The 25,818-nt window shown below is 54.9% G+C and carries 25 protein-coding genes; 17 read left to right on the top strand and 8 right to left on the bottom strand.

The genetic code is table 11. The features are described 5' to 3' along the window. Nucleotides 1–24 precede the first annotated feature (24 nt). The 6 genes from JMJ16_RS36170 (at nucleotide 25) to JMJ16_RS36145 (ending at nucleotide 5,547) form a co-directional block, all read left to right on the top strand. Complete coding sequence (locus JMJ16_RS36170) at nucleotides 25–801, top strand: Phenylacetic acid catabolic protein (RefSeq protein ID WP_201389541.1); 777 nt, start codon at nucleotides 25–27, stop codon at nucleotides 799–801. Next, a complete protein-coding gene (locus JMJ16_RS36165) occupies nucleotides 801–1,040 on the top strand; it encodes a hypothetical protein (protein WP_201389539.1) in 240 nt (79 codons plus the stop codon). The genes JMJ16_RS36170 and JMJ16_RS36165 overlap by 1 nt, the downstream gene beginning before the upstream one ends. Next, nucleotides 1,037–1,840, top strand: a complete 804-nt coding sequence (locus JMJ16_RS36160) for an enoyl-CoA hydratase/isomerase family protein (RefSeq protein ID WP_201370668.1) — start codon at nucleotides 1,037–1,039, stop codon at nucleotides 1,838–1,840. Before JMJ16_RS36165 ends, JMJ16_RS36160 begins: the two co-directional genes overlap by 4 nt. 158 nt (nucleotides 1,841–1,998) lie before the next feature. Beyond that, the gene (locus JMJ16_RS36155) at nucleotides 1,999–2,130 is read left to right on the top strand and encodes a MerR family DNA-binding transcriptional regulator (protein WP_201389537.1); all 132 of its coding nucleotides are present in this window, start codon (nucleotides 1,999–2,001) and stop codon (nucleotides 2,128–2,130) included. A gap of 279 nt (nucleotides 2,131–2,409) precedes the next feature. After that, the gene (locus tag JMJ16_RS36150) at nucleotides 2,410–3,012 is read left to right on the top strand and encodes an enoyl-CoA hydratase/isomerase family protein (RefSeq protein ID WP_201389535.1); all 603 of its coding nucleotides are present in this window, start codon (nucleotides 2,410–2,412) and stop codon (nucleotides 3,010–3,012) included. A 537-nt stretch (nucleotides 3,013–3,549) separates the two neighbouring features. Beyond that, on the top strand, nucleotides 3,550–5,547 hold the full coding sequence (locus JMJ16_RS36145) for a HAMP domain-containing protein (protein ID WP_201389533.1): 1,998 nt from the start codon (nucleotides 3,550–3,552) through the stop codon (nucleotides 5,545–5,547). A 104-nt stretch (nucleotides 5,548–5,651) separates the two neighbouring features. Here the strand turns inward: JMJ16_RS36145 and JMJ16_RS36140 are convergent, their stop codons facing one another. Continuing rightward, complete coding sequence (locus tag JMJ16_RS36140; protein ID WP_201389531.1) at nucleotides 5,652–6,569, bottom strand: DMT family transporter; 918 nt, start codon at nucleotides 6,567–6,569, stop codon at nucleotides 5,652–5,654. Nucleotides 6,570–7,065: 496 nt separating this feature from the next. Next, a complete protein-coding gene (locus tag JMJ16_RS36135; RefSeq protein ID WP_201389529.1) occupies nucleotides 7,066–7,992 on the bottom strand; it encodes a phosphate ABC transporter substrate-binding protein in 927 nt (308 codons plus the stop codon). A 237-nt stretch (nucleotides 7,993–8,229) separates the two neighbouring features. Between JMJ16_RS36135 and JMJ16_RS36130 the strand changes: the two genes are divergently transcribed. The 5 genes from JMJ16_RS36130 (at nucleotide 8,230) to JMJ16_RS36110 (ending at nucleotide 12,404) form a co-directional block, all read left to right on the top strand. After that, nucleotides 8,230–8,817 carry a hypothetical protein gene (locus JMJ16_RS36130; RefSeq protein ID WP_201389527.1) on the top strand — a complete coding sequence of 196 codons (588 nt, stop codon included), beginning with the start codon at nucleotides 8,230–8,232 and terminating at the stop codon, nucleotides 8,815–8,817. Between the two features lie 296 nt (nucleotides 8,818–9,113). Next, entirely contained in the window at nucleotides 9,114–9,881 is a 768-nt protein-coding gene (locus tag JMJ16_RS36125) for a Stp1/IreP family PP2C-type Ser/Thr phosphatase (protein WP_201389525.1), read from the top strand. Between the two features lie 337 nt (nucleotides 9,882–10,218). Continuing rightward, entirely contained in the window at nucleotides 10,219–10,764 is a 546-nt protein-coding gene (locus JMJ16_RS56200) for a cation:proton antiporter (RefSeq protein WP_201389524.1), read from the top strand. A gap of 2 nt (nucleotides 10,765–10,766) precedes the next feature. Then, a complete protein-coding gene (locus JMJ16_RS56195; protein WP_307813326.1) occupies nucleotides 10,767–11,504 on the top strand; it encodes a cation:proton antiporter in 738 nt (245 codons plus the stop codon). Nucleotides 11,505–11,612: 108 nt separating this feature from the next. Then, on the top strand, nucleotides 11,613–12,404 hold the full coding sequence (locus JMJ16_RS36110) for a LarC family nickel insertion protein (RefSeq protein WP_201389522.1): 792 nt from the start codon (nucleotides 11,613–11,615) through the stop codon (nucleotides 12,402–12,404). Nucleotides 12,405–12,470: 66 nt separating this feature from the next. Here the strand turns inward: JMJ16_RS36110 and msrA are convergent, their stop codons facing one another. Further along, complete coding sequence (gene msrA / locus JMJ16_RS36105) at nucleotides 12,471–12,953, bottom strand: peptide-methionine (S)-S-oxide reductase MsrA (protein WP_201380978.1); 483 nt, start codon at nucleotides 12,951–12,953, stop codon at nucleotides 12,471–12,473. Nucleotides 12,954–13,367: 414 nt separating this feature from the next. On the opposite strand from msrA, the gene JMJ16_RS36100 reads away from it, so the two are divergent. Further along, nucleotides 13,368–13,961, top strand: coding sequence for a YIP1 family protein (locus JMJ16_RS36100; RefSeq protein ID WP_201389521.1), 594 nt, complete (start codon nucleotides 13,368–13,370; stop codon nucleotides 13,959–13,961). Between the two features lie 90 nt (nucleotides 13,962–14,051). On the opposite strand, the gene JMJ16_RS36095 is transcribed toward JMJ16_RS36100, so the two are convergent. Continuing rightward, nucleotides 14,052–14,576, bottom strand: coding sequence for a GNAT family N-acetyltransferase (locus tag JMJ16_RS36095; protein ID WP_201389520.1), 525 nt, complete (start codon nucleotides 14,574–14,576; stop codon nucleotides 14,052–14,054). A 396-nt stretch (nucleotides 14,577–14,972) separates the two neighbouring features. Between JMJ16_RS36095 and JMJ16_RS36090 the strand changes: the two genes are divergently transcribed. Then, complete coding sequence (locus JMJ16_RS36090; RefSeq protein ID WP_201389519.1) at nucleotides 14,973–16,043, top strand: LLM class flavin-dependent oxidoreductase; 1,071 nt, start codon at nucleotides 14,973–14,975, stop codon at nucleotides 16,041–16,043. Here JMJ16_RS36090 and JMJ16_RS36085 read toward each other — a convergent pair. The 4 genes from JMJ16_RS36085 to JMJ16_RS36070 all read right to left on the bottom strand — a co-directional run bounded on the left by JMJ16_RS36085 (nucleotide 15,932) and on the right by JMJ16_RS36070 (nucleotide 20,109). Beyond that, nucleotides 15,932–17,218, bottom strand: coding sequence for a M48 family metallopeptidase (locus tag JMJ16_RS36085; protein WP_201389518.1), 1,287 nt, complete (start codon nucleotides 17,216–17,218; stop codon nucleotides 15,932–15,934). The two genes, JMJ16_RS36090 and JMJ16_RS36085, sit on opposite strands and share 112 nt — an antisense overlap. 185 nt (nucleotides 17,219–17,403) lie before the next feature. Next, complete coding sequence (locus tag JMJ16_RS36080; protein WP_201389517.1) at nucleotides 17,404–18,153, bottom strand: sugar phosphate isomerase/epimerase; 750 nt, start codon at nucleotides 18,151–18,153, stop codon at nucleotides 17,404–17,406. Between the two features lie 242 nt (nucleotides 18,154–18,395). After that, a complete protein-coding gene (locus JMJ16_RS36075; RefSeq protein WP_201389515.1) occupies nucleotides 18,396–19,280 on the bottom strand; it encodes an alpha/beta fold hydrolase in 885 nt (294 codons plus the stop codon). A gap of 31 nt (nucleotides 19,281–19,311) precedes the next feature. Continuing rightward, nucleotides 19,312–20,109 carry a helix-turn-helix transcriptional regulator gene (locus tag JMJ16_RS36070; protein ID WP_201370686.1) on the bottom strand — a complete coding sequence of 266 codons (798 nt, stop codon included), beginning with the start codon at nucleotides 20,107–20,109 and terminating at the stop codon, nucleotides 19,312–19,314. 214 nt (nucleotides 20,110–20,323) lie between these two features. Here JMJ16_RS36070 and JMJ16_RS36065 point away from each other — a divergent pair, with 214 nt between their 5' ends. The 4 genes from JMJ16_RS36065 (at nucleotide 20,324) to JMJ16_RS36050 (ending at nucleotide 25,816) form a co-directional block, all read left to right on the top strand. Continuing rightward, a complete protein-coding gene (locus JMJ16_RS36065; RefSeq protein WP_201389513.1) occupies nucleotides 20,324–22,111 on the top strand; it encodes a long-chain fatty acid--CoA ligase in 1,788 nt (595 codons plus the stop codon). A gap of 46 nt (nucleotides 22,112–22,157) precedes the next feature. After that, the gene (locus tag JMJ16_RS36060) at nucleotides 22,158–23,948 is read left to right on the top strand and encodes an acyl-CoA dehydrogenase family protein (RefSeq protein WP_201389511.1); all 1,791 of its coding nucleotides are present in this window, start codon (nucleotides 22,158–22,160) and stop codon (nucleotides 23,946–23,948) included. Nucleotides 23,949–24,149: 201 nt separating this feature from the next. Beyond that, on the top strand, nucleotides 24,150–24,554 hold the full coding sequence (locus JMJ16_RS36055; RefSeq protein WP_201370689.1) for a MaoC family dehydratase: 405 nt from the start codon (nucleotides 24,150–24,152) through the stop codon (nucleotides 24,552–24,554). A 62-nt stretch (nucleotides 24,555–24,616) separates the two neighbouring features. Continuing rightward, a complete protein-coding gene (locus JMJ16_RS36050; RefSeq protein WP_201389509.1) occupies nucleotides 24,617–25,816 on the top strand; it encodes a thiolase family protein in 1,200 nt (399 codons plus the stop codon). Nucleotides 25,817–25,818: the final 2 nt, after the last annotated feature.

The raw sequence follows: 25,818 nt of genomic DNA, 5'->3' as shown, positions 1-25,818 counted from the left end.
TTGTAGTGCTAGGAGCTTGTATCTATGACGACAACCATGCGTACCGATCACGCGGCCCTCTTCGCTGTGCTCTCGTCGCTGGCCGATAATAAACAGGCCATTGGCCGTCGCTATGCCTTCTGGTGCAATGGCGCGCCGACGCTGGAGGCGGCTGTTGCGGCGGCGGCGATGACGCAGGACGAACTGGGGCATGCGCGCACGCTCTATCCCCTGCTGGCAAACTTCACCCAGGCGCAGGCCGATCCCGCTCAGGTCGAGCCGGAGACGCGCACGCTGAACTATGCGCTCTCCTTCCTGGATCAGGATTTCGCGGGCTGGAGCGATTTTGTAGCGACCAACTTCCTGCTGGATACCGCGCTGACAACCTTTTTCGTGGCGGCGCAACGCTCAATTTATGAGCCGCTAGGCGCGCGCGCGCGCAAAATTTTATTGGAAGAGCGCATCCATGCCGCGCACGCCGATGGCTGGGTGCGACGCCTGATGAAGGCTGGCGGCGCGGTACGAGCGACGATGTCCGCCTCTCTCTTAGGACTCTGGGAGGAGACGCTCTGCTGGTTTGGCCCCGAGGACGATCCCGCGATGCAGCGCCTTCACCAGGAAGGCATCATTGACGCCACACCTGATGCTTTGCGCGCCCGTTTTCTGCACACGATTATGCCAGCCTTGCAGGCCGTGGACTTTGAGATGCCAGTCGCCTTTGACTCAGAGAACAATACCTGGCGCGTCACGCAAGCACTTCCCTGGGAGCGCTGGGACGCGGTGACGCGCCGTTTGCGACCTCAGGGGCAAGGAGCGCAGTGATGAAGCAGTTTCAGCCGGATCAGGCAGCAACGCAATCATTTTCTGCCGCTCAAGACCAGCGCGAGAGCGCGGTCGCCTGCCCCTTCTGTGCTTCGACACAGACTGAACTTGATGCCTTGTTCGGCCAGCAACTGCTGACCGTGCAGTACTACTGTCATGCCTGTCATACGCCTTTTGAGTATATTAAGGACGATGCTGTCCTCTACGACTATGTTGAGCGAAAGGACGAACTACTATGACAACCACTTCCGAGCGCACCCTGGTAAACTATGCTGTCACTGATGGCGTTGCCGTCATTGAGTTGAGCAATGCACCAGCCAACACCTATAGCTATGAGATGATGCGCCAACTGGATGAAGCTATCTTGCAGGCCCGCTTCGATGAGAACGCGCATGTCATCGTGATCCGGGGCGCGGGCGAGCGTTTCTTCTGTGCGGGAGCCGAGATCAGCATGCTCAATTCCGTCTCCCCCACCTACAAATACTATTTCTGCCTGCATGCCAATGAGACGCTCACCCGACTGGAGCAGACGCCTAAGCTGGTGATTGCCGCCCTCAATGGGCATACTGTAGGTGGTGGCCTGGAGATTGCCCTGGCCTGTGATATTCGTATCGCGCGCCGTGGCGCGGGCCAGGTCGGCCTGCCCGAGATCAACCTGGGCGTGCTGCCGGGAACGGGTGGCACGCAGCGTATGGCACGTGCCCTGCCCAAGAACAAGGCCATCGAGTATATGACCGAGGGCAAGCTAATGAGCTTCGAGGAGGCACAGGACCTGGGCCTGATTAACTATATCTATGACTCCGAAGGCTACTGGGAGAAGGTCCTGGAGTATGCCAAAACCTTCTGCCCGCCGAATAAGGCCTCGCGCACTGTTGGGCGTATCAAGCGCTCCGTGCAGTCGGGGTCTGAGGTCGCCTTCTCCGAGGCCCTGGCCATCGAGCGCGAGTTACAGCAGCTCTGCTTCCAGAGCGAGGACGCCAAAGAAGGCATCAGTGCCTACATCGAGAAACGCAAGGAGCGCAACTTTACCGGGCGCTGATCCTAAACATACACCCTTTTCCCGTTTTCTGCACTCTCATACGCAAGCAGGAGAACGTCAATGGCGACGTTCCCCTGCTTGCTCTTTTTTTGTTATGATAGGGGCTTGACCGTGACGTTACGTCACGTTTTATACTCCTGTTTGAAAGGAGGTAGCACTTGGATCGCCAATTTTATCATACCGGTCAGTTCGCGCAGATGGCCTCGGTCTCAATACGTACGCTGCGCTTTTACGATAAGGTGGGGCTGCTCTCGCCCTCGGTGCCTATGCCCTACTCCAGTGAGGAATGAGCCTTTATCAATCAGATGCTCGCTGCCTACCAGCAGAAGCGCTAGGAGAAGCCCCGCATAGGGAGTGAGTGTACCACTCATTCCCTATGCGGGCTTTCACTTACGGCGCCTGCGGCGCTCAGGGAGAAGGGGAGCGAGCCGGGGTAGGAACCGAAAGGCCCTGACCTTACATTTGCATGCTTCTATAAAAGGGAATACGATGGTATAATAAACAACGAGTCTAAGCATCAGTAGAAAGTATGTGCCCTCCCGCGAGGCGCAAAGCAACAGGAAGGTCGTATGTCAAGCGTCCGTACCAGGGTACGTAACGATATCCTCTGGATTATCCTCGATAATGTTCCCCACAATGCCTTAAATACGGCTATGCTGTTACGGCTGGCGGAAATTCTCCGCTCTGCTCGGCAGCAAACTCTGAACCTGGTCGTCCTCACTGGCATGGGCGAAGAGGCATTCTGCTCGGGTTTTGACCTTCCCGTGGATCCCATGGAACTACAGAAATTGCACCAGGCGGCGCGAAGCGTCGACGAGGCTTTTCAGCAGCTTGCACAACAGGGAATCCCCTCGGTGGCGTTGATTAAAGGTCATGCCTATGGTCCTGGCAGCGAGCTGGCCGCGCTCTGTGATACGCTTATTGCGCGCGAGGATGTGACTTTGCGTCTGCCTGCTGAAAACGCGCGCCTCTTTCCTTCCGCGACCTCGCAGCGCTTTCCCTCGCTCCTAAAACCGGAGGTATTTGAGCGTCTCGCCAAGAGTGGTGAGACCTTGAGCGCGCACGCCGCCCTTGAAGTTGGCCTGGTTCACCAAGTGTTGCCTGCCGCACGCTTCCTCCAGGAATCCGAAGAACTCCTGGTTATGCTCTCCATCGTTGGCCTGACCGCTTAGAAGAAATAAAGAACGTAGTGAAGGAGGGCTGGCCGAGCCAGCCCTCCTTCACTACGTTCTTTACCAATTTTATGAAAGGGTATAAGGTTTAAGAGGGTGTTAAGGCATAAGTTAAGGTAATAGTAAAATTTCAGCTCGACTAAGACATGAGAGACTGCTAATGTACTCAGGCTTTTTTATGTTAACCTGGCTTTAAATCTTTCTTTGTATGCCATAAAGATGGGTCTTTTTTACCTTTACATAATACTCTCTTAATCCAACGGCAGTAAGCTACTAAGTAGCGGCATGATGCGCAAGGCTAAATAGCCTTCCAGAGTAGACAATGAATTTGCTTATATGTGCACTACTCTGCATCTCTGCTGTATATAGATGGATATTCATGTGTTTTTCTTCTGTGTGAACAAGGCGTAGCTGTAGCATCTATTTTACTGGCTAACGTGGCGTGACAGGTAGCAAGGTGATGAAGAGATGGGTAGAGCATAAGAGGCGGTTACGGGATGCAGATACAGCTTTGTAGAAAGGTAAAGGTTGAGGGCCATGAGTTTGATCAGGCCTCAAACACGCAATATATCTCCTGTTTCCGATGGACTTGCCAGGAATACGAGAACACCGCTCGCAAATCTGTCTCAGACACCTTCAAATACAACTATTCATATTCGCCCGCGCATGCGCGGAGGACGTACGCTCGTCCTTGATATGCCAATTGGACAACGCCTGGCTATCGGCTTCCTCCTGGCTGCTGTAATTGCGGCCCTGGTGGCAGGCCTGGTAGGAGCGCAGCGCTCGGCATCCCTTGGTCGCCAGTCAGAGTTCTATCAAGATCTCTTACGTACCAATACCTCTCTTACGACAGGCGCCAACTTTTTGCAGTTGATGAATACTGAGACGGCTACGTTGATTAGTGATGCAGGTGCCGCCTCTCCTTCCAAAGAGACAATCAAGCAGGATGAGACAGCGCTCCGTGGATTGATTACACGCTATGACACGACGCTCAAGAACTATGTGGGCCAGGACTTGGTAAGCAAACATCCAACGCAGGTGGCTATGCTGGAAGAGGCCAGTAACGGCGGGCAGGTACACCAGCAAGAGACACTAGCGGCCAGTGCGCAGCGTACCTGGCTGGTATATAAGGCCTCGTTGGAGCAGGTCCTTTCCAGCGTCGATGCACATAATCTGACTGAGGCTGCCAATTTTGAGCGCGTGCAGGCCGAGCCTACGAATGGTGACGCGCTGAGCGCGTTACGTGCGCTTATTCAGCTTAACCAGCGCCTTTCCAACTCCATTAATATTGCCGCGGGTGTTGAAGAGCAACAACAGCTCCTGACGACGATCATTGGCTCCATTCTGGCCTTTATCGCCATTGCCCTGGTTGGTTGGTTTATCTCTGGTACGATTGTGCAGCGCTTGAAGCAATTGTTGCGCGTGACACAGTCCGTTGAAGGGGGTGACATTTCGGCGCGTGTAGATGTCGTTGGGCGTGACGAGATTAGTAGCGTTTCGGCCTCGACCAATGCCATGTTGGATGCGATTGTCGCGTTGCTGGAGGAGACTCAGCGCCAGAACGTGGCCTTGACGAACGCCGCTGAGCACCTCTTCTCAACCATGCGCGTTGTAAATGCGGGCGACCTGCGGGTAAGTACCAACGTGAATAGCGATCCTATTGATCTGCTGGCCAATGCCTTTAACTTCACAGTTGGTCGCTTCCGCCGCTTCGTTACACGTATCCAGACCGTTATTGATCAGCTTGATTCCGCCTCGCGCTATGAAGTTGAGCGCGCGGAACACTTCCTCTCCATCCTGAATACGCTGGAGAGCGGCAAGCCCGTCTCGCGACTGAAACCCGCGCGTCTACAGGGAGATGAGAAGGCGGAGGCTGCCTCACTCGATGTGGAGTCGGTGGCGACACAGCTGAAGCAGACGCGTGAGCGCCTACACAATCTCTCTGACGAGAGCGCGCAGAAGCGACTCCTGGCCATGCAGAGTTTGAATGAGCAGATTATCCAGGTGACGGATCGCTTACAGAAGGGACTGACACGTGATTCGACGGTTCGAGGAGGGAGCGCGCTGGGAAATGGCGTAGCCTCTATGTACCTGCAAGAATTGCGTACCCTTGAAACTCAGGCGCAGCGTATGTGCCGTGACGCACAGCAGACACAATGGCAACTGACGCAAAATCTTGTAGAGGTTGAGAAGGAATTAACGAAGTTGACGAATGCGACCCAGGTGTTGGGCAAGCAAGGAAGTGTAAGTGGATCGCTTTCGGCTGAAACGCGTGAAGAGTTGTATCGCTCAGGGAGCGTCTTTGTGGGTGACGTGCTCTCTATGGCGCGTAAGCTCAATGCCCTCTCGCAGGAGATACGCGTCAATATGATATCCTTCCAGCTTGAGGGCAATGATGAGGTTGGCTATCGTGTCCGCCCCATCTCTGATGGCGAGCGTATGTTGTCGCAAGCTTCACCCGAGTACAACTTCAGCGTCCGCCCAGGGGGGCATAGCGCAAGTTCGGATCGCCGCCTACATTCATCGCAGGGCTAAAAGCGTCGCTCTCAGCACCTGTGGGGCTTCAGTAAGAGTAAGAATAGAGGGTGTGGTTGTGGATCAGCAAAGCTGATCCACAACCACACCCTCTATTCTTACTCTTACTTGCTTATATTGTGTGCCAGGCGTTTGCTCCAGCTTCTCGGGAGCAAGTTGCTCTGCTGGGTCAGGGTAATGCCCAGCAGAATGAGCACAACGCCTGCCCATTGGATAAGCTCCACATGCTCTTTGAGGACCAACGTAGACATAATGATAACCACGGGTAGCTCAATAGAACCTAGAATGGTTGTGATGCCTGCGCCAACGACGGGAACTCCTCGCGCGAAGAGGAATGGCGGGATAATGACGCCAAAGCAGCCAAGAATGATAGCCCAGAACCAGAGTCCATGAGAAAGCGCGTCAGTAAAGAGAAACTGTGGCGGAAAAATTACAAGAGTGATGATGAGTGCGCCCGTCATAATGAGGGTGCTACGCAGCGTTGGAGGGACCTCGGGCGCTACGCGCTCATTGATGACGATATTACCTGTATAGCTGGCTGCGGCCAGCAGGCCCAGGCAGATACCCTTGAGCTCCAGGTGCGAGGTAAGTAAAACCTGGTAGTTGGCTGCCAGCACAGTGCCGATCAGGACCGCGACCAGGGCCAGCCAGCGACTAAGCGTGGGCGCCTTGCGTTGTAAGATCCAATCGACCAGCAACCCCATCCAGACAAACTGGAAGAGCAAGACGACGCCAAGCGAAGCCGAGATGGTCTGTAAGGCCATATAGTAAAAAACGCCGGTGAGTCCTGGAAAGAGGCCGCTGAGCAGGAGCTGCCCAAGCGTTAGCTTACGGATGTAGCGCAAATATTTGAGTGAAGGAAGGCTTAAGAGCCAGAGCCCCAGGCAGCCGAAGAGGACCTGGGAGCTTGTGATCTCTGCCACGGAGAAGCCCGCATGATAGCCTAACTTGACCACAGTGGAGAGAATGCCGAATGAGGCTCCCGCCAGCAGGACAAGAAGGGATGCTATAAATCTGTTCAAACCGATACACCTCCTGCATATGTCGCCTCCTCACCAACCGGGTCTGGGCACGCTGGCATGGTGTACAATCACAATAACATGTGATTATAGTGCTCTCAATGGCTAAAGCATCAGGAATGCCTACTAGCTGGATTGAGCCGATACCGTCGGTAATTGCTTACCCGTATTAGTTAGGTACGTAGCAGAAGATGTATTGCCTGAATGGTCGGTCTACGTCTTGTTTTGCTCAATGGGGAGAACCTGAAGAGATGTAACTGCAATAGTTAAGCTACTAGAGTCGTGTACAACTCTCCCATTCGCTAGAATAGACGCGTGTGTGCCTCACCCTGCCAGGCTGGTGGGAGGCTCGTGTTCTTTTGTAGAAATCGTCTAACCAGAGAAATATTGTAACGTTCTCTGTTGCCATTTGTCAAATGAATTTATAGAAGTCTCGGGGCAAAATTTCGGGCGTCCGCCCGAAATTTTGCCCCGAGACTTCTATGCTATGGAAAAATGCTTAGGGGGAGACGCTGGCTACACCTGGGGTCTGCATGCTGTTGATGGGAACGTAGCCCATCTCCTGGGCCTTCTGCTGGACACCTGAGCTAAGCATGAATTGCAGGAAGGCCTCCAGTGCGGCATCATCGCCTCCCAGCGTGTACATGTGCTCATAGCTCCAGAAGTTGTATTTGCCTGAGGCGATCGTGCTGACGGTACCCTTCTGATTATCGATCTCTACGGTATGAATCGCGTTTGCCACGTATGAGGCCGCCACATAGCCAATGGCTCCGGGCGTCTTCGCGACCGTGTCGCGGACGGTAGTAGAGGAGTCAGTTGTGAGTAGGGTACCCTTTTCGTCGCGGCCACCTAGAATGTATTTGCGGAAGGTCGCGCGTGTGCCGGAGTTGCTCGGGCGCACGATAGGGGTGATCCTGAGGTCTGGGCCACCTAGCTGGCTCCAGTTATTGATCTTGCCAGTTGAGAAAATATCAATAATCTGTTGCTGGGTGAGCGAGGGGACGGTAATACCTGGATTGGTGATCATCTCAAAGGGGGTGACGCAGACAATATGATCGGTGAGATTGGGATCAGGGTAGATCGCGGGATTGGCATAAATATCTGAATTGCCTATCTCCGCCTGTTGGGCAGTAACGGCATCGAGTCCATGTCCGCTGCCACCTCCGCTGACTTCAATCTTTGTTCCTGGATATTGCTGTTCAAATAGCTTGCCCGCTTCCTGTGCCAGGGGCAGCAGGGCTGTAGAGCCGGTGACGCGTAGTTTTCCTGTGATGGGCTGGCTCTGGCTGCCTGGTGCGCTACAACTGGTGAGCACATAGGTGCCGAGCAATAGACAACATAGTAGGGCTGCCCGGCGTAGCAGATTCTTACTTGAGGCCAGGCGACGTTTTTGGCCACTGGAGCGTAGTAAATATATACTTTTCAATGTTTCTAGTCCTCGACAAAATCAACATAGTATTGCTCAGTCTCTATTATCCTGCCCTTTTTTTAAGATATAGTTAACGATTTGTAATCTTTTGGGTGGTGGGAACTTTTTCACATGGTGAGACGTTTTGTCTGTGATGAAGATGGCGGAGCAGGGAAGAGGAAAGTGGTGCCTGGGAGGCACCAGAAAATGCCAGGTATGATGGCGTCTTAGTTACAGCCAAAGGAGCGTATGTTTATGCATACCCGATCTATAATAAAGCAGGAGGCGCATCCTATGCCCACTGAAAATGGTGCCTATACGTTGCTGGTTCTTCGTCGCAAGCCTTTTTTGATAACCATTGTGCTCTCGCTGTTCCTGCTGCTCTTCCTGGCTGGATGTGGGGCTACGAGTAGTGGCACGGGCGGGACAGGCAGCGGCAATAGTAATCCAGGCAATGGCAGTACGAAGACCGTCAAGGGGTCTGGAGCCCAGAATGGCTGCCCCTCTGATGCCGTCCTTGAGACGCGCCCGTCTAACCCGACTGTAACAGTGAAGCCTACGCAGCAGGATAGCACAGTCACCGTTCATAAAGGCGATGTGATGGAGGTACAACTGCCCTTTGGTAGTCGCTGGGCTGGACCTACAAAGTCCGAGGGGCCGCTCCAGATGGAGATGACGGCTGGCTTTGCGGACCAGGGAGCCAAGGTCTGTGTCTGGCGCTTTAGTGTTCAGGGAACGGGCCATGCGACGCTGAACTTCAGCAAACGGGCGTTGTGCAATGGTAAAGAGCGCGTCTGCGCCATGTATATCATGCCTTATACCTTTACTGTTAACGCGCAGTAGCCGCGCAATGTGACTCCCTGACTCCCCCTGTTTGTGACTGGGCCGACCTCTCCAGGCGAGGTCAGCCCTTTTTGTGCCATGAAGAGTTTCCCCTGTTCGCTATTGCTCTGTTGCCATGCCCGTTATTGCTGCTGCTACCTCTTGACAAGAAGGCGCTCTCAGTATATCGTTACAACATTCTACTAGCTATCTTATGCATTATCTTATTTCTATTGCCTGCTGTCTGTGTCGCATTTGTGCGAACCAGTGTTTTTATCTATTATTAGCGTGCATTGGGTTTGGAAAAGGAGTGTTTTATGGTGGAACGTTCGCTTCACATCACGGTTGCTCAAGGTACCGACACAGGACGTAAACGCTCGTTGAATGAAGATAGTTTGCTCGTTGAACTGCCTGAAGATGCACAAACCTTGTGCGAGCGAGGCGTGTTGCTTATCGTCGCCGACGGCCTGGGGGGTCATGCGCGCGGCGAGGTCGCCAGTGATATGGTGGTTAACGCGGTCAAACGCTTATATTATGAGAACAAGGAAGCGAATATCGCCCAGGCTCTAAAAGGGGCGATTCGCCAGGCCAACCTGGATCTTTTTAAGCGCGCCATCCAGGAGGGGAACGACATGGGAACCACCTGCGTGGCCTGCGTCATCCAGGATTCGACCGCCTATATCGCGAATGTTGGTGATAGCCGGGCCTACCTGTTGCGCGAAGAGAACATGCACCAGGTAACAGACGATCATTCCTGGGTGGCGGAACAGGTGCGAGCTGGCCTGATTACAGAAGAGCAGGCCCGAGTACATCCCCAGCGCAATGTCATCCTGCGTAGCCTGGGCATCGATCCAGGGGTGGAGATCGACATGTTTACCGAGACTCTACAGAATGGTGATATCTTGCTGCTCTGTTCGGATGGCCTCTCGGGTATGGTTGAGGATGATGAGGTCGCACAGATTCTTCGCCAGCAGGAGCCTGAAGAGGGCGTGAAGCAATTGATCGCCCAGGCCAATGAGCATGGCGGGCTGGATAATATCACCGCCATTGTGGCGCGTGTCACTCTGGCTGAGGAGAATGGGTAGGAGCCAGAAGTCAGCGCATAGCCATGCCTGGGGGGAACTAGAATAATTTTCCTTCACTTTTCCTTTTTTTGGCGCTTTCTTTATTTAGGTGAGGTGGGTATTACTCATGTTCGTGGGTAATACCCACCTTTTTCTTTTCGGGTACAGGCCGCCTTCTCGCGCCTGCGGCGCTCGCCAGTTGGTTATTGAGTGGTGTGATGTCTCCTGGCAGTCTGCAGGCTGCCAGGAGACATCACACCACTCAACAAGAAGGATTTTATACCGCTAGTAGTTTGTTTGTTGTGCTATGATGAAACCGTCTATTTATTCTGCCTGCCTGGATTCATAGTGGAGCTTTATGAGAGTGCAATTTGTGCCTATTGTAACTGCCGCCTTGCTACAAGGAGATCTGGCTGACCTTGTGCGTGAGGTCGTTTTTTTGGCGTTGATTGCGTTACTGGTAATTCTTGTGACGCGTCGTCTGACTGTCCCATACACATTGGGTTTGGTGGTGGTTGGGTTGCTAATTGGTGTCTTTAACCTGGCTCCCGAGGTACGGTTGACTCCTGACCTGGTGCTGTTTGTCTTTCTGCCTGCGCTGCTCTTCGAGGGGGCATGGTCGCTCTCGGTTGAGCGCCTGCGCGAGAATTGGAAGGTGATCTTTCTCCTGGCGTTTCCTGGTCTGTTGCTCTCGCTGGTGTTAATCGCGGTACCGCTACACGCCTTCGCGGGCCTTACCTGGCTGGATGCCTTCTTGCTGGCTGCGATCCTCTCGCCTACCGATCCGATTGCGGTGCTGGGCCTCTTTCGCCAGCTCTCGGTCAATGAGCAACTCGCGACTGTTATCGAGGCTGAGAGCCTCTTTAATGACGGGGTCGCGGGGCGCTCTATCAGACATTTCTAGCGCTGGTCCTGCTCTCAATCAATGGCCAGGGCTTGCAGCCGGCACAGGCCTGGGGCCAGGGACTATCTACCTTCTTGCTGGAAGGAGGTGGCAGCGTTGTCGTGGGTCTGGCCTGTGGCTTCATCGTCACGCGTGGCGTGCGCTTAATCGATGACCCTATGATTGAGACGACGATTACGATTGTTACCGCCTATGGTGTCTACCTGATCGCTGATTTTTTGCATATGTCGGGCATTCTGGCAGTGATCTGCGCGGGCCTGGTGCTGGGCAGCTATGGACGCAAGCATGGCCTCTCTGAGCGAACCCTGGAGGTAACGGATAATTTCTGGGCTATGAGCGCCTTCCTGGTCAATGCTCTGCTCTTCTTGCTGGTAGGGGCGCAGATCAACCCGGTCCAATTTTTCGCCTCGCCCGATGCATATGGATTGCTGCTGAAGTGTGCCCTCGTGGTATGTTCGGTTCTGGTCTCACGCCTGGTCATGGTGCTCTTAATTCCGAGCAGCTTCCCGCCTTTTTCGGGTATGCGCTTGCGCTCTTGGCGTTTTGTCATCTTCTGGAGTGGCCTAAGAGGCGCGCTCTCGCTCGCACTCGTCCTGGCGCTTCCGCTCAATGTTCCAGATCGAAGTGCTTTGATCTATGATACCTATGCAGTCGTGCTCTTTACGCTCCTGGGTCAGGGGCTCAGCCTGCGCAGCATCCTGAAGAAACTTCCCTCTGTCACGCGCAAGCTGGTCGACTAGGGAGCATTTTTTCTCGATAGGGACCTCCCGACTCATCGTGGGGACCCCTACTGGCCTGGAGAGCTGATGTATAGCAATTTTTGTCATAAAGGATAGATGGACTTTAACATGTCTCAGGTAATTTACTTTGATTGTTTCTCGGGTATCAGTGGCGATATGACGCTTGGGGCCTTGCTGGACCTGGGTCTCTCTCTTGAAGATCTGCGAGCCGAACTGGCGAAGCTCCAGATCACGGATTGGCAGATTGGCAGCCGCCAGGAGGTACGTGGCTATATCGCGGGAACGCGCGCCCTGGTGACAGCTCCTGAGCAGGAGCAGCATCGCCACCTCTCAGATGTGCGCGCCCTCATTGAGGCTAGCACGCTTTCGGAGCGGGTCAAGCGCCAGAGCCTGCATGTCTTTACCCTGCTGGCGGAGGCGGAGGGCAAGGTGCATGGTTATCCTGCCGAAGATGTGCATTTTCACGAGGTAGGCGCGCTGGATGCGATTGTCGATATCGTAGGTGTGGTGGCGGGCCTTGAATTGCTGGATGTAGAGCGTGTCTTTGCCAGCCCCTTGCCCCTGGGGGCAGGCTGGACGCGAGCCGCGCACGGCTGGTTACCCCTACCCGCGCCTGCCGTCCTAAACCTGTTGTCTGCTGTCGGCGCGCCCGTCACTTCAGATATGACGCCTGCAGAACTGGTCACGCCAACTGGGGCAGCGCTGCTGACGGCCCTGGCAGAGTTCCGCCGCCCTCCCCTGCGCCTGAGCCGCATCGGCTACGGCCTGGGCAAGCGCGAGCTAGAGCGCCCCAATGTCCTGCGCTGTTGGCTCGGCGAACTCCTGGATGAACCCCAAAGTCATGCTCATACTCACCACCATGAGCACACGTGCACGCATGAGCATAAACCTCTTTCCTAGGCATCGGGCTAATGTACAAAAAGAAGATGGCGCGCATTTTGCGCGCCATCTTCTTTTTGTACGTTTTTATTCAAAGTGGCAGTGTGAGAGGCCGCGCTTCGCCAGGTAACGCTGGTGATACTCCTCCGCACGGTAGAAGGTAGTGGCGGGAACGATCTGGGTCACGATGGGGCGCTTGTAGCGACCGGAGGCCTGCATTCGCTCCTTGGAGGCCTCCGCCTCCTTCTGTTGCTCGGGAGTGTGATAGAAGATGGCCGAGCGGTACTGGGTGCCGACGTCGGGACCCTGGCGATTGAGCGTGGTCGGATTATGGTTCTCCCAGAAGACCTGTAAGAGCTGGTCGTAGGGGACCTGTTCTGGATCGTACTCCACCTCCACGACCTCGGCGTGCCCGGTTTGGTCTGTACAGACATCGCGATAGGTTGGGTTCGTGTAGGTGCCTCCCTCGTAGCCAACAGCTGTATTGGTCACGCCCTTGATGCCACGGAAGGTCTCCTCAACGCCCCAGAAACAGCCCGCGCCAAAGGTGGCTTTCTCTAACTGTGCCATATGATACATTCTCCTTTCAGAGAAAACTGAAAAATGCTATAGACTATAAGCTTCTACCTTTGAGAACAATCTCCTATGGCCTTTAGTTCCCGGCAAAGGCCACACATATAAAACTCGTGATAAGTCGACTTACCCTTGCAATACCTCATATATGGTCCTGGTTGTGTGTGCTGGTGTGGCTGGCTACGCCAGCCACACCAGCACACACAACCAGGACCCGGCGAGCCACTTAGTGGCGAGAGGTCTCTTAGAAGAACACGTTGCACGCAGCTTATATTTGCAAACAATGTTGGCTATTTCACAGACAAAAAGAGATTTTTCGTGTATAACTTATAGGGATCTCTTTTCCTGATGAACACTGTCCATGATTAATATATTGATGTATGTGTATTTTGAAGGGAGCACGCTTTTATTATGTCTAGCCAGCCTTCTCAAGATGTTCCCCCGTTGACATCGACGGGTACTCTCTCCTCCCTGGTGCGTACGTTGTTTAATCGCTATGCGCGTGTCCTGCGCAATCCTGGTTTGCGTGTCTTTTCTGAGGAGAAAACGCGTGCCAGTGAGCCGCTGGTCCTGGTACAGGTTCTGGCTCTGGCCTGTTTTATCGCGCTGACGATCGCGCTCTCGCAGCCATCGTTTACCCTGGTGACGCCAATCTTCTATTCGGTCGCCTGTATCTTTGTCATTGGTGGCTTCTTCCTGACGGAGTATGTTTCTTACTTGACGGCGCGTGCCTTTCGTGGGCAGGGTAGCTTTGTACAACAGTGCTATCTCTCGCTGCTCATCTCTCTCCCTTTGACCGTCATTTACTTCTTTGTGGCTCGCATCCCCTTCGTGGGGGATCGCCTGGTGTGGCTGCTGGATGTCTATGGCTTCGTGCTCTACGTGATCATGATTCGAGCTGTACACAACCTGGACCTCTGGCGCGCGCTTGCCGCCACCATTACGCCATTTGTGGTAAGCATGGCTCTTATTGGGACACTGATCTTCCTGGGGATTGTACTGTAACAACATACACATTTGCGATGAGAGAAGGGCCGTGGATATGGGTAGCCTGTGGCTACCCATATCCACGGCCCTTCTCTCATCGCAACATTACTACTCGCCGCGGAGTTTGCTGTAGAGGATCTGGTCGTGCCAGGCACCGTTGCGCCATTGAGCTTTGCGTACCACGCCCTCGCGTGTGAAGCCAGCCTTCTCCAGTGCGCGCTGCTCAGGGCGGTTTGTTATGTCTGTCATGGCCTCGACGCGCATAATGGGGAATGCCGCGAACAGATAGGCGGAGAGGAGTTGTTGTGCTTCGACGCCATAGCCTTTTCCCTGGTGCTCAGGTGCGAGGGCGATGCCGATCATATAGGCTTTGCTGCCCTCGTTTGGGCCATAGCGTGTCATGTGGTAGTCCATGCTCCCCGCAAGCTTTCCCTCTAGTGTCGTCACGACGAGGTGCCCCGAGCGGTCGCTGAGCGTGCCCCCCTCATCAAAGGCGCGTATCTGTGAGCCATACCCGCGCAAGCCAAAGTTGTTAAACTCGCCAATAAAGTCTGGATCATTGTTCCAGCGCTCTAATGTCTCCAGGTCTTCCTGCTTGATTGGTCGCAAAATAATATTTGTGCCGCGTAGCATATACAATTACCTTTCCTTTTGGTAAAACATTTGCATTTATCGATTTATATGAAAGTTATTGTTGCGTCACTTCTCAGCACCTGTGGTGCTTCGCGGGGGATAAGGGATGTGGTGGAGAGCTGACTCCGCCAGCTCTCCACCACATCCCTTAGATGATATAAAGTATATCATTTTGTTCGTAGGGGCGTCTTCGCGCCTGCAGCGCTTAGGGTAAGGGTGCGGGTGGAAAAGCTGGGCATCGCCCAGCTTTTCCACCCGCACCCTTACCCTAAAAGCTCGCGTAGTGAGTTGGAAGGTGTTTTCTGGCTGACACGTTTTCAACGCGGAAATATGTTACCATGCAGAGAGAAGTATTTCGTTACTGGTAGTTTATTTGAAAGGATAGATGTGCGAGCTATGTCTGACACACACTCTTCTCCTACCTCGCGTAGAGCCTATCGCTCGCGTATCGGCATCGTGGCCGACTCTCCTAATTTTCCAGGGGCCTGGAATGAGATTGTCGAGAAGGTACGCGTGGCTGATGAGTTGGGCTTCGACTCGGTCTGGCTGGGCGAGTCCTGGGGATATGAACTCTTTACCTCGATGGGCGACCTGCTGCGGGCCACAAAGCGTATTAAAGTGGGTGCTGGAATCGCGAATATCTATTCGCGCACGCCAGCGTTGATTGCTAGCACTATTGCTACCCTGGACGAGCGTTCGGGTGGGCGTGCCCTGCTGGGTCTGGGTCCCTCGGGTGCGAACGTCATTGAGCACTGGCATGGCGTCAAGTTTGAGAAGCCGCTCAAGCGCACGCGTGAATATGTGGATATTATCCGTATGATCTTACGCGGCGAGAAATTGGCCTATACAGGTGAGTTCTTTCAACTTGAGCGAGGTTTTAAGCTGCGCTTCACACCTTTGCGCACCGATATTCCGATCTACATCGCGGCCATGGGACCCAAGAACATTTCGCAGACAGGTGAGATCGGGGATGGCATTCTGCCCGTGTACTGGCCGGTGGAGAGGTTTGGCGAGATGCGCGCGCAACTGGATGAGAGTTCACAACAGGCGGGCCGTCCCGCGCATAGTGTGGCTATCGCGCCCTATATTACGACCGCCCTTCTGCCAGAGGGTGCCAGCGAGCAGCAGATGCTGAGCGCGCGCCGAGCGGCCGCCTCGCCTCTGGCTTACTATATCGGCAAGATGGGGGTCTATTACGCGCAGATGCTCTCGCGCCATGGTTACACGGAAGATGTCCAGGCTGTGCTGGCTGGCTGGGAGAAAGGCATGAAGACGGCCATCGAAGCGGTTAGCCCACGTATGCTCGATGCCGTCTCCATTGTAGGTACGCCACGGGAGGTTGTTGCTCGGCTAGATCAGTGGGCTGACCTAGGCGTGGATGAGCCATTATTGACGATGCCTGGCGGTTCGCTTGATGAGACCGCGACCCTCCTGGGCATGTTGAGGGATGCCTTAAGCGAGGAGTAGCGCTTCTCGGCGAACGTATCCGCGTGTTGCAGTCTCCGCTTGACGGAGGGGTGCGAATGGAAGAGGAACTCCACAAGCGGAGAGGGCGAGATCTCGGTGAGATTCTGGTTAGCGAGCCTGCGCATGGCGCTTTTGAAGGCATCGACCTTCTGCGTCATCTGGAGCGCGTACTCGTCGGCCTGGTACTCCATGTGACGGCTGTAGATGTTGCCTACGGGCATCACGATCAGGCTAAAGAGCGCTGTTAACAGGAGGAAGAAGGGCAGCGTTGCCGGGTCCGTGAGGGACTGGTAATGCCCTTGTTGTTCAACCGCCTGGTGGAGTGCCAGGTTGGCGAGGTAGAGCCCACCCAGAGTCAGGATCGACTGGCTGACGATCATCTTCCAAATGTCGTGATGGACATGGTGTCCGAGCTCATGGGCCAGCACGACCTCGATCTCATCCTCTGAATACCTGTCGGTCATGGTATCACCCAGGACGATACGGCGTGTATTGCCCAGGCCCATTAGAGCCGCGTTGGTGGTCGTGGTCTTATTGCTCATCTGCATGGTGAAGACGCCCTGGACGCGTGTATCAGCGCTGGCTGCCAGCTTGACCAGGCGTTCTGTCAGCTCGCCTGCTGGCAGTGGCTTGAATTTGTAGAAGAGGGGAAAAATCAAGATGGGCGCGAGATTAGCCATAACCACGGAGAAGAAGAGCATGGCCAGGGCTGTCCAGAGCCACCACCACTGGGGTTGGAGCGCGAGCAGGCCATAGATGAGCGAGATGGCTGCCGCCTCAAGTCCCAGATTGAGCACAAAGTTTTTGCCTACGTCGCTGATCCAGCCGCTTAGGGTCTGGATAGAGATGCCATAGCGACGCGGCAGGATAAAGCTGCCATAGACCAGCGCGGGTGTGGCAAGCAGTTGATAGAAGAGTATGATTGCCAGGAAGTAGAGCAGAATCTGCCAGGGATACCAGCCCGCCAGGGGTTGCCACTGGAGGAATGGGAGGGTATGGGAGACCCAGCCTATGCGCGTCCCGGCCCGCACCAGGTCGCGTAATCCCGCATCCCATCGCGTAATGAGTATGATAAGCAGGCCAGCAGATACCACCCCCATATTGATGAGTGTGACATGCCGTCGCTTGCGTGCATATGCGCGAGCTTTCTTTTGTCTTTCCTTATCGATCTCCATACTACCGTACTCCTACCACGTGAAGCTGCCGCACTCATTATTTCTACATTGCTTGCCTGTGCCAGCCATGCTGGGAGGCGTTCGTCCTGACAATTCGCCCTGACACTTCTATTGTAGCAAGGGCCTGGCAGGGGGGATCTCCTGCCAGGGGGTGCATCTCTTCCATCTATTGATGGAACTAATGACTAGCGTTGGGTAAGTTTAGCCAGATTGCTAAAGGAACGCTCAGCACTCTCCAGTGAAGGAATGGTTGGAGCGTCGTTCTCAACGATATACCAGGCCGCGCCAACCTCTTTGGCGGTGGTGTAGTAGCCTAGGATGTCCAGCGTGCCATTGCCCACTTCCGTGAAGGTGCGCTCCGCCGTCATGTCTTTGAGGTGTACCAGGGGTACACGCCCGGCATGCTGTTGGAGATAGGCCTTGGGATCGACACCGGCAAACGCGACCCAGTAGGTATCCAGTTCGAGTTTGACCAGCTCAGGATCTGTATTCTCGGCCAGGATATCCAGCAAGTAGCTGCCGTTTAGCTTCTCAAATTCGTGGTTGTGGTTGTGATAGGCGAGCGTGATTCCCGCCTCGTGGCAACGTTTCCCATACTCGTTCATCTGCTTGGCGAAGGCCAGCAGACGTTCCGTGTCGTTGAGGTCCTCACGCGACATGTAGGGAACGATCAAATAAGGGCAACCAATCTGGCGGCAGTACTCGATCTCGCGTGCGCTGTCGGCCTGTAAAAGATGGTAGCCTACATGGCTGCCAGCCACTTTGAGCCCAGTCTCCTGGAGTAGGCCGCGCAGTTCTTCCGCGCTCAGATCGCCATAGCCTGCGAATTCGACGCCCTGGTAGCCTAGCTGCGCAACCTTACGAATCGTCCCTTTGAAATCCTGCGCTGTCTGATCGCGTACGGTGTAAAGCTGAAGCCCTACTTGCATAGACATGTATTCTCCCTTAGAGTGTTGTTACTTGATGTATCCACTGTCTTGAATTTCTACCCTCATTGGCAATAAGTAGTGCAGCTGGTAAGCAGCTGGCAAATTGTAGGGTTCAAGCTGGCTTGGACTCCTCTCGCAGGCAGGGTACCCTGACTCGTGGTGATAGGCCATGCCAGCATGGCCCCTACAACGCCCTTTGTGCCGATGAAGATACTTCAGTATATCACCTGTGGCGCCTGCTAATATATCTATGGCTGCTTCGGAATAGTGGAATTGTTTGAGATCTTATGGTTTTGTCGCGCGCGCTTGTCAGATTTCGCAATAGGGGTCAGCGTGAGCTTATCTGGCAGGGCCTCCGTGATTTCATGCAAAAATTGATTAGGTTGATCAAGGTGCATATAGTGTCCCGCCGCTGTAATGATGCGGTTACGTGTTTGTGGCAAGGCACTGGCGAGCTTCTGTGCAACTTCGCGGAAGAACGGCTGACTACGTGTACTTATCAGGCAGGTGACTGGCTGCTTGATCTGTGTGAGTTCATGCGTATGTATATACTCACCTGTTCCCGCCGCGTTCTCCTGTAGAGCCGCCTCCGCGTTGGTAAGTAGCACCTCGCGCCATTCCGGTGAGAGGTGTGTAAAGCCACTCTCGCCGGATTTTTCCTCTAAGAGGTCGTGATAATATACCTCGGCTGCGGCTCGTAGACCCTTTGTTTTCTGGAGATAGCGTAGGCGGACATTATCCAGGAAGGCGGTCACGGCCTTTTGCTTGCGCAGGTGAAAGGTGGCTTCGCAGAGGACGAGGGACGCGACCAGTTCTGGATGATGTAACGCCAGGTCGAGGGCGATAATCGCGCCCGTGTCTGCGCCAACAATAGTCGCTGGTGTCGCGCGCAATTGCTGGAGCAGAGTGGCGGCATCCTCGGCATGTTGATGGAGATCGCCTACAGGTGACTGCCTGGAGCGGCTAAAGCCCCGGCGATCATAGGCGATAACACGGTTGCGTGTCGCCAGGCGTTCAAAGGTACTTCCCCAGAGATCCGCGTTGGCCCCATTGGCATGAATCAGCAGGATGGGGAGCCCGGCGCCCTTTTCTTTGTAAAAAAGGTCTGCGTTGTGTATGCTGGCTGTTGGCATAGACATCTCTCTTTCCAGGTGAAACGAAGTTTTAAGATTGTGGTTGCCATCCCTGTTCGCGGTAAATGCGCAGTGTTTGCTGATCGCCGGGTACATAGCTGACCATGGAGTAGTTTGCGATGCCAGTAAAAACGGTGGTTGCGGTGCGTAGGGTCAGTCTTCCCAGTGTACTATGTTGTACCTGGAACACGAATGAGGGGACGGGTTTCCCCTGCGAGTAGGACGAATTGGCGATGCGTCTAAACTCTGGAAGTTCGCGCAGGCGTTTGCGCAGGGCCTTATATTCTGGGAGATGGGTGCTGGTGCTGGCGTTGTACTGAAAGTCGCTGACCAGGCGGCGAGCCAGGTTCTCCCAGCCATGGAAGCGCCGGCGCATCTCGGGATCAAATACAAACTCCAGTAAATGCAGATTCTTTTGCTGAGAGCGCTCTTCGGAAATTTCAAATAATTGTAGGGAAGCCTCGTTCCAGGCGTGTAGGTACCAGAGGCGATTGAGGGCGTGCGCGGGATAAGAGGTATTTTGTACCAGCAGGCTTGCCAGGTCTCCTAATTCGAGGAGGGCTTCTTCGGGTTCCTGACTAATATAGTGCCCCGTCAGGCGCGTATAGGCATCGTAGAGCTCCTGCCGTTCGTCGCTCACGAGTTCAAAGGCCCTGGCGAGAAGTTGCACGACATGCGGCGAGGGATTGGCGCGCTGCCCTGTCTCCAGGTGATAGATATAAGTGCGGGAGAGGCGTGTGGCCTGGGCGAGCTGCCCCTGGGACATGCCTCGTGTCTGGCGTAAATGGGTGATCAGTTGTGGAAAAGTAAATGTTTTGCTATGTATCATCCCTGGCCTTTACTCTCTCTATGATAATCCCTTTTTCGTTAGCTATACTCTATTATGCCCAAAAATTTGTTAGCTGGCAACGTGGCTATTACTCTATAAGCGCCATATAATTAGAGAAAGGAGAAATGGGTTGTTGGTGCTTATCGCCGCGACAGAGTGGTCGCTCAGAGCGTCGCATGGATGATGTCCCCCTATGGAGAGGAGCTTTGGCTAAATGTCTGACCCATCTTTAATCAACAACACCCCAGAGCAGCAGCGTTTCTCTACTCTTACCAGTGATGGGCGCGAAGAACTTCTTCGGGAGCGACCATGGATACGTCACTACCAGGAAGGTGTTCCCGCTCTTCTTGATATTCCTGATCGCGCTGTAACGTCTCTGCTCGACACGACTGCCAGTCGCTACCCAAGCGCTTGCGCTATCAGCTACTTTGGCGCCAAGCTGACCTATGCTCAGCTCTCGCACCTGGCCAATCGCTTTGCGATTAGCTTACAGAAGCTAGGTATTCACAAGGGCGACCGTGTGGCCATCGCATTGCCAAATATTCCCCAGTACCCGATTGCCTTCTTCGGGGCATTGCGTGCGGGCGCGGTTGTCGTTCCTACCAATCCACTGTATACAGCGCATGAGATGCGTCACCAGATGGCCGATTCTGGCGCGCGTGTCCTGGTTATGCTCGATGATTATTATCCTGTTGTACGCGAGATACGCAAGGAAACAGCCCTTGAGCATGTTATTTTAACCAGTCCCTCGGATTACTTGCCAGCCGTCTTGCGCACGCTCTATCCCCTGAGCCATCGTGGCACGAATAAGTCGGGTCCGCTCTTATCTGAAAAAGAGCGGCGCGGCGATGAGTCGCTACATATCATGAGCACTATGTTAGAGTCACATGCCACGCGTGGCGGCATTGAGTTGTTTAGCCTGCCCCAAGCGGCGAAGGGCGATGACCTGGCCCTCCTGCAATATACAGGTGGCACCACTGGTCTCTCCAAGGGTGCGATGCTTACGCACCGCAACCTGATAGCCAATGCCATGCAGACGCGCTATTGGACAACTATGGCTCGCGATGCCCAGGAAATTACGCTGTGTGCCGCTCCCTTCTTCCATGCCTATGGTCTGACGGTCGGCATGAATCTCTCGATTCTGATCGCGGCAACGATGGTCCTTATCCCTCGTTTCAAGCCCGATGAGGTCCTGGATACAATTCGGCGGACGCGTCCAACACTCTTTCCGGGGATTCCGACGATGTATATCGCGATTTTGCGCGAGGCGGGCAAGAATCCCGAGTACCTTAGCTCTATCCAATATTGTATCAGTGGCGCAGCTCCTTTGCCAGCCAAAGTACAGACGGATTTTGAGTCCGCGACCAGGGCCAAGCTGGTCGAGGGGTATGGTCTGAGCGAGGCCGCGCCTGTGACGCACTGCAACCCACTGAATGATAATCGGCGCGGCGGCAGTATTGGTCTTCCCCTCCCAGAGGTCGAGGCTGCGATCATGAACATTGCCACTGGCGAACTGCTTCCCGTCAACGAGATTGGCGAGATCGTGGTCAAGGGTCCCAATATTATGCAGGGGTACTGGAATCGGCCAGAGGAGACCACGGATATCTTCCGTAACGGCTGGATGCGTACGGGCGATATTGGCCGCATGGATGAAGATGGCTTTTTCTACGTGGTTGACCGGGCCAAGGATCTGATCCTCGCCAGCGGCTTTAACGTCTATCCGCGCGAGGTCGAGGAGGTACTCTTCCGCCACCCTTCGGTTGTTGAGGCCGCCGTCACCGCTGTCCCCCACGAGTATCGTGGCGAGACGGTGGGAGCCTTTATCGTGCTCAAGCCCGGCGTCGCGCCCTCTGAAGAAACTCGCCAGCAAATTATCGCTTTCTGTAAAGAAGAATTAACCGCTTATAAAGTGCCTAAGGTTGTGGAGTTCCGCAAAAATCTGCCGAAAACACTTGTCGGCAAGGTCCTTCGGCGCGAACTTCGTGTTGAAAAACAAGCATAGCCGCATAGATGCGTTTGACTTCTACTCCAAAGGAGAAAGGGAACCTATGTCGACAACTATGAAGCCAACTGAAGCTGGAACAGCCTTTTTGACGACTCCCGTCAGTGAGAACGCGGATAGAATATTTACCCCGGAGCAGCGTGACGAAGATCAGCGCATGTTCGAAGAGTCCAGCGTGACCTTCGTCGAGCGCGAAGTCTTGCCCAAACTCGACGCCATCGAGAGCCAGGAGCCGGGCGTTATGCCCTCCCTGCTGAAGAAAGCTGGCGAGCAGGGTCTGCTGATGATTGAAATCCCCGAGGCCTACGGTGGCGCGGAACTGGGCCTGCTGACCAGTGTCCTGGTCGCCTCGCAGCAGAAGGAGGCCTCCTTTAGCGTGGCCTTTGGCGCGCATACCACCATTGGTTCGCTCCCCATCGTCTACTACGGTACCGAGGAGCAGAAGCAGGCCTACCTGCCCAAGCTTGCGACCGGCGAATGGATCGCTGCTTATGCGCTGACTGAGCCGGGCGTTGGCTCTGACGCCATGGGCCTGGGCACGCGCGCCGAACTCTCCGAGGATGGCAAGTACTATATCCTCAACGGCACCAAGCAGTGGATTTCGAATGCTGGTTTCGCTGATGTCTTCGTGGTCTTTGCCCGCATCGGCAATGAGCGCCCCTCCGCCTTTATTGTCGAGGCCAACTGGCCAGGTGTCACTACTGGACCCGAAGAGAATAAGATGGGCATCAAGGGCTCCTCGACGCGCCAGTTGATCCTTCAGGATGTCAAGGTGCCTACCGAGAATCTGTTGGGCAAGATTCACAAGGGTTACAAGATCGCCTTTAACATTCTCAATATTGGCCGCCTCAAACTGGGTGCCGGTACCGTTGGTGGTGCGCGCAACGCCTTAAAGCTGGCTGCGACCTATACCAATGAGCGCAAGGCCTTCGGCAAATTCCTGCATGAGTTCGGCATGATCAAGAAGAAGCTGGCTCGTATGGCCGCCGAGACCTATGCCGCTGAGAGCGAGGTCTTCCGCACCGCCGCCAACATCTCCAACGCGCAGCATAGCGGTGGCGACAATACAGATGCCATCTTCAAAGCCGTTGAGGATTATGCCATTGAGGCTTCCCTGGCCAAGGTACATGGTAGCGAGGTCCTGGCTATGGTGGTCGACGAGGGCGTACAGATCTTCGGTGGCTACGGCTTTATGAAGGAGTACCCCATCGAGAAGGCCTATCGCGATGCGCGTATCCAGCGTATCTTCGAGGGTACGAATGAGATTAACCGCATGGTGGCCTCGGGCACGCTCTTCCGCCGCGCGATGAAGGGCCAGGTCAGCTTGATGACCATCTATCCCCAGGTTGAGGGGCGCATTAAGGCCAATCAGCCGTCGAATGGTGCCGATGAGAAGGTGCCTGCCGAACTGCGTGAGGCCGTTAACACTCTTGAGCGCTCGAAGGATGCCACCATCTATGCTGCCGTCAACGTGGCCATGAAGTATATGCAGGCCCTTGAGCAGGAGCAGGAGTTTATCGAGTACCTGGCGAATCTGCTGATCGACCTGTACGCGGTCGATAGCGCCCTGGCGCGTGCCATCCAGGCCGTGCGTCGTGGTGATGCCGAGAGCGCGACCCATGTCAAACTGGCGCAACTCGCCTCCTGGCTGGCCTTTACTCGCATCCGTGCCAACCTGGATCAACTCCTGATGTCCTATATTGACGAGGGACGCGTCGCCAAAGTTCTGGAGCGTGTGCGTACCTACGTGGGCGACTATGCGATCAACGGTGTTGCGCTCCAGCGCGAGATCGCCTCTATCGTGGTTGAGAAGCAGGGCTACCCCTTCTCCCTCTAATACAACCTATCGGATTGCTACAAGCAAATACCCTACATTCTTAGCTCCTGGTTGTGGGATGTGGGGGGGAGTCACTCCCCCCCCCACGTCCTGTTCTCTCTTTTTATCCTCAACGAGGGATTAGTGCCCCCCTCTTGAGCTAAACCAGGAAGTTGTAGCACCTCTATCGCGTACTGCCACAATACGAAGAGGAGTTTTGCTATGCAGGTTGGAGATACGAAGTCTTGGGAGCGTACATTTACCCTGGATGAGGTGCGGCTCTTTGCTCACCTCTCAGGTGACAAGGGTGCGCATCATATCCTCCCCGATGAGCAAGGACGTGTCATGGTGCATGGATTGCTTACCGCGACGCTTCCCACCAAACTTGGTGGGGACCTGAACTATATCGCGCGTTCGCTCAACTTTGATTTTCTACGTCCCGTCTATGCTGGAGATACCGTCCGCTGTATCGTCACAGTGACCCAGCTTGAGCAGCAGGCTGGGCGGACACACATGACTTCCATCTTCACCTGCTTCAATCAGCATGGCAAGCGTGTTCTGGCTGGCGAGACACAGGGAGTTGTGCGTGACCTCGAGCCAGATGAGATGTGTGTGCCATGCGACTAAACCAGGGCGTTGGTACCCTCACTGTAAAACAACTATTCACTCTCATAAAGGAGCCATAGATAATGCCAGAAGCCGTGATCGTGAGTGCTGTACGCACTCCTATTGGGCGCGCGAATAAAGGCGTGCTAAGAGATGTACGTGCCGATGACCTCGCCGCTCTAGCGGTTAAAGCCGCCGTTGAGCGCGTGCCGAATCTGGATCGCTCGCTGATCGAAGATCTGATCCTTGGCTGTGCCTTCCCTGAAGGGGAGCAGGGCATGAACCTGGCGCGTATTGTAGGTGCGCTCGCTGACCTGCCCGAGACCGCAGGCGGTGTGACTGTCAACCGCTTCTGCGCCTCCAGCCTGCAAGCAGTGAACATGGCCGCGCAGAGCGTTATGCTTGGCCTGGGAGATGTGATTATCGCGGGCGGCGTTGAGAATATGTCCCGTGTGCCTATGGGCGGCTTTAACCCCAGCTTTAATCCGCGCCTGGTCCCGCCGCGTGAGGGCGAAAAGGCCGAGTCGTATCTCCCGCCCTGTGAGCTTGAATATGGCTATGCCAGCTATATGCCCATGGGGATTACCGCCGAGAACCTGGCGCGCCTGCATAATATCAGCCGCGAGGCTCAGGATGCCTTCGCGCTGCGCAGCCACCAGCGCGCCATTGCGGCGACTGAGAAGGGCATCTTCAAGCGCGAGATCGTACCCGTGCCCCTGCCCGATGGGCGCGTGATGGAGATCGACGAGGGACCACGCCGAGATACCTCGCTTGAGAGGCTCGCCAGCCTGGAGCCCGCCTTTATCAAAGGTGGCACCGTGACCGCTGGTAACTCCAGCCCGCTCAATGATGGTGCCTCCGCCGTTGTGATCATGTCCGAGGAGAAGGCGCGTGAGCAGGGGATTACGCCCCTGGCCCGCATTCGCACCATGGCTGTCTCTGGCGTACGCCCCGACATTATGGGCATTGGACCCGTCTCCGCGGTGCGCAAAGTTCTCCAGCGCTCGGGCCTGCAACTAAGCGATATCGATGTCTTCGAGCTGAACGAGGCCTTTGCCGTGCAGAACCTGGCCGTAATCCGCGAACTGGGCCTTGATGATGAGGCGAAGCTGAATCCCCATGGTGGCGCGATTGCCCTGGGGCATCCCCTGGGTTGTAGCGGCGCTCGCTTGATTGCCACCCTGGTGAATGATCTACAGACTCTGGATAAGACGCTGGGTATTGCCACGCTGTGTGTCGGCGGTGGCCAGGGCGTTGCCACCTTGATCGAGAGGATTTCATAGTC

The sequence above is a fragment of the Ktedonobacter sp. SOSP1-52 genome, assembly GCF_016587395.1.
Note: the sequence above shows the minus strand (reverse complement) of the source record. Positions and strands in the feature narration are given on the sequence as shown.

Bases quoted from the DNA above. Each gene is read 5' to 3' on its own strand.
- JMJ16_RS36075 (WP_201389515.1), bottom strand. From the start codon at position 19,280: ATGCCAACAGCCAGCATACACAACGCAGACCTTTTTTACAAAGAAAAG.
- msrA (WP_201380978.1), bottom strand. From the start codon at position 12,953: ATGGCACAGTTAGAGAAAGCCACCTTTGGCGCGGGCTGTTTCTGGGGC.
- JMJ16_RS36125 (WP_201389525.1), top strand. From the start codon at position 9,114: ATGGTGGAACGTTCGCTTCACATCACGGTTGCTCAAGGTACCGACACA.
- JMJ16_RS36100 (WP_201389521.1), top strand. From the start codon at position 13,368: ATGTCTAGCCAGCCTTCTCAAGATGTTCCCCCGTTGACATCGACGGGT.
- JMJ16_RS36095 (WP_201389520.1), bottom strand. From the start codon at position 14,576: ATGCTACGCGGCACAAATATTATTTTGCGACCAATCAAGCAGGAAGAC.
- JMJ16_RS36160 (WP_201370668.1), top strand. From the start codon at position 1,037: ATGACAACCACTTCCGAGCGCACCCTGGTAAACTATGCTGTCACTGAT.
- JMJ16_RS36110 (WP_201389522.1), top strand. From the start codon at position 11,613: ATGTCTCAGGTAATTTACTTTGATTGTTTCTCGGGTATCAGTGGCGAT.
- JMJ16_RS36165 (WP_201389539.1), top strand. From the start codon at position 801: ATGAAGCAGTTTCAGCCGGATCAGGCAGCAACGCAATCATTTTCTGCC.
- JMJ16_RS36060 (WP_201389511.1), top strand. From the start codon at position 22,158: ATGTCGACAACTATGAAGCCAACTGAAGCTGGAACAGCCTTTTTGACG.
- JMJ16_RS36145 (WP_201389533.1), top strand. From the start codon at position 3,550: ATGAGTTTGATCAGGCCTCAAACACGCAATATATCTCCTGTTTCCGAT.
- JMJ16_RS36170 (WP_201389541.1), top strand. From the start codon at position 25: ATGACGACAACCATGCGTACCGATCACGCGGCCCTCTTCGCTGTGCTC.
- JMJ16_RS36055 (WP_201370689.1), top strand. From the start codon at position 24,150: ATGCAGGTTGGAGATACGAAGTCTTGGGAGCGTACATTTACCCTGGAT.
- JMJ16_RS36090 (WP_201389519.1), top strand. From the start codon at position 14,973: ATGTCTGACACACACTCTTCTCCTACCTCGCGTAGAGCCTATCGCTCG.
- JMJ16_RS36080 (WP_201389517.1), bottom strand. From the start codon at position 18,153: ATGTCTATGCAAGTAGGGCTTCAGCTTTACACCGTACGCGATCAGACA.
- JMJ16_RS36130 (WP_201389527.1), top strand. From the start codon at position 8,230: ATGCATACCCGATCTATAATAAAGCAGGAGGCGCATCCTATGCCCACT.
- JMJ16_RS36050 (WP_201389509.1), top strand. From the start codon at position 24,617: ATGCCAGAAGCCGTGATCGTGAGTGCTGTACGCACTCCTATTGGGCGC.
- JMJ16_RS36150 (WP_201389535.1), top strand. From the start codon at position 2,410: ATGTCAAGCGTCCGTACCAGGGTACGTAACGATATCCTCTGGATTATC.
- JMJ16_RS56200 (WP_201389524.1), top strand. From the start codon at position 10,219: ATGAGAGTGCAATTTGTGCCTATTGTAACTGCCGCCTTGCTACAAGGA.
- JMJ16_RS36065 (WP_201389513.1), top strand. From the start codon at position 20,324: ATGTCTGACCCATCTTTAATCAACAACACCCCAGAGCAGCAGCGTTTC.
- JMJ16_RS36070 (WP_201370686.1), bottom strand. From the start codon at position 20,109: ATGATACATAGCAAAACATTTACTTTTCCACAACTGATCACCCATTTA.
- JMJ16_RS36085 (WP_201389518.1), bottom strand. From the start codon at position 17,218: ATGGAGATCGATAAGGAAAGACAAAAGAAAGCTCGCGCATATGCACGC.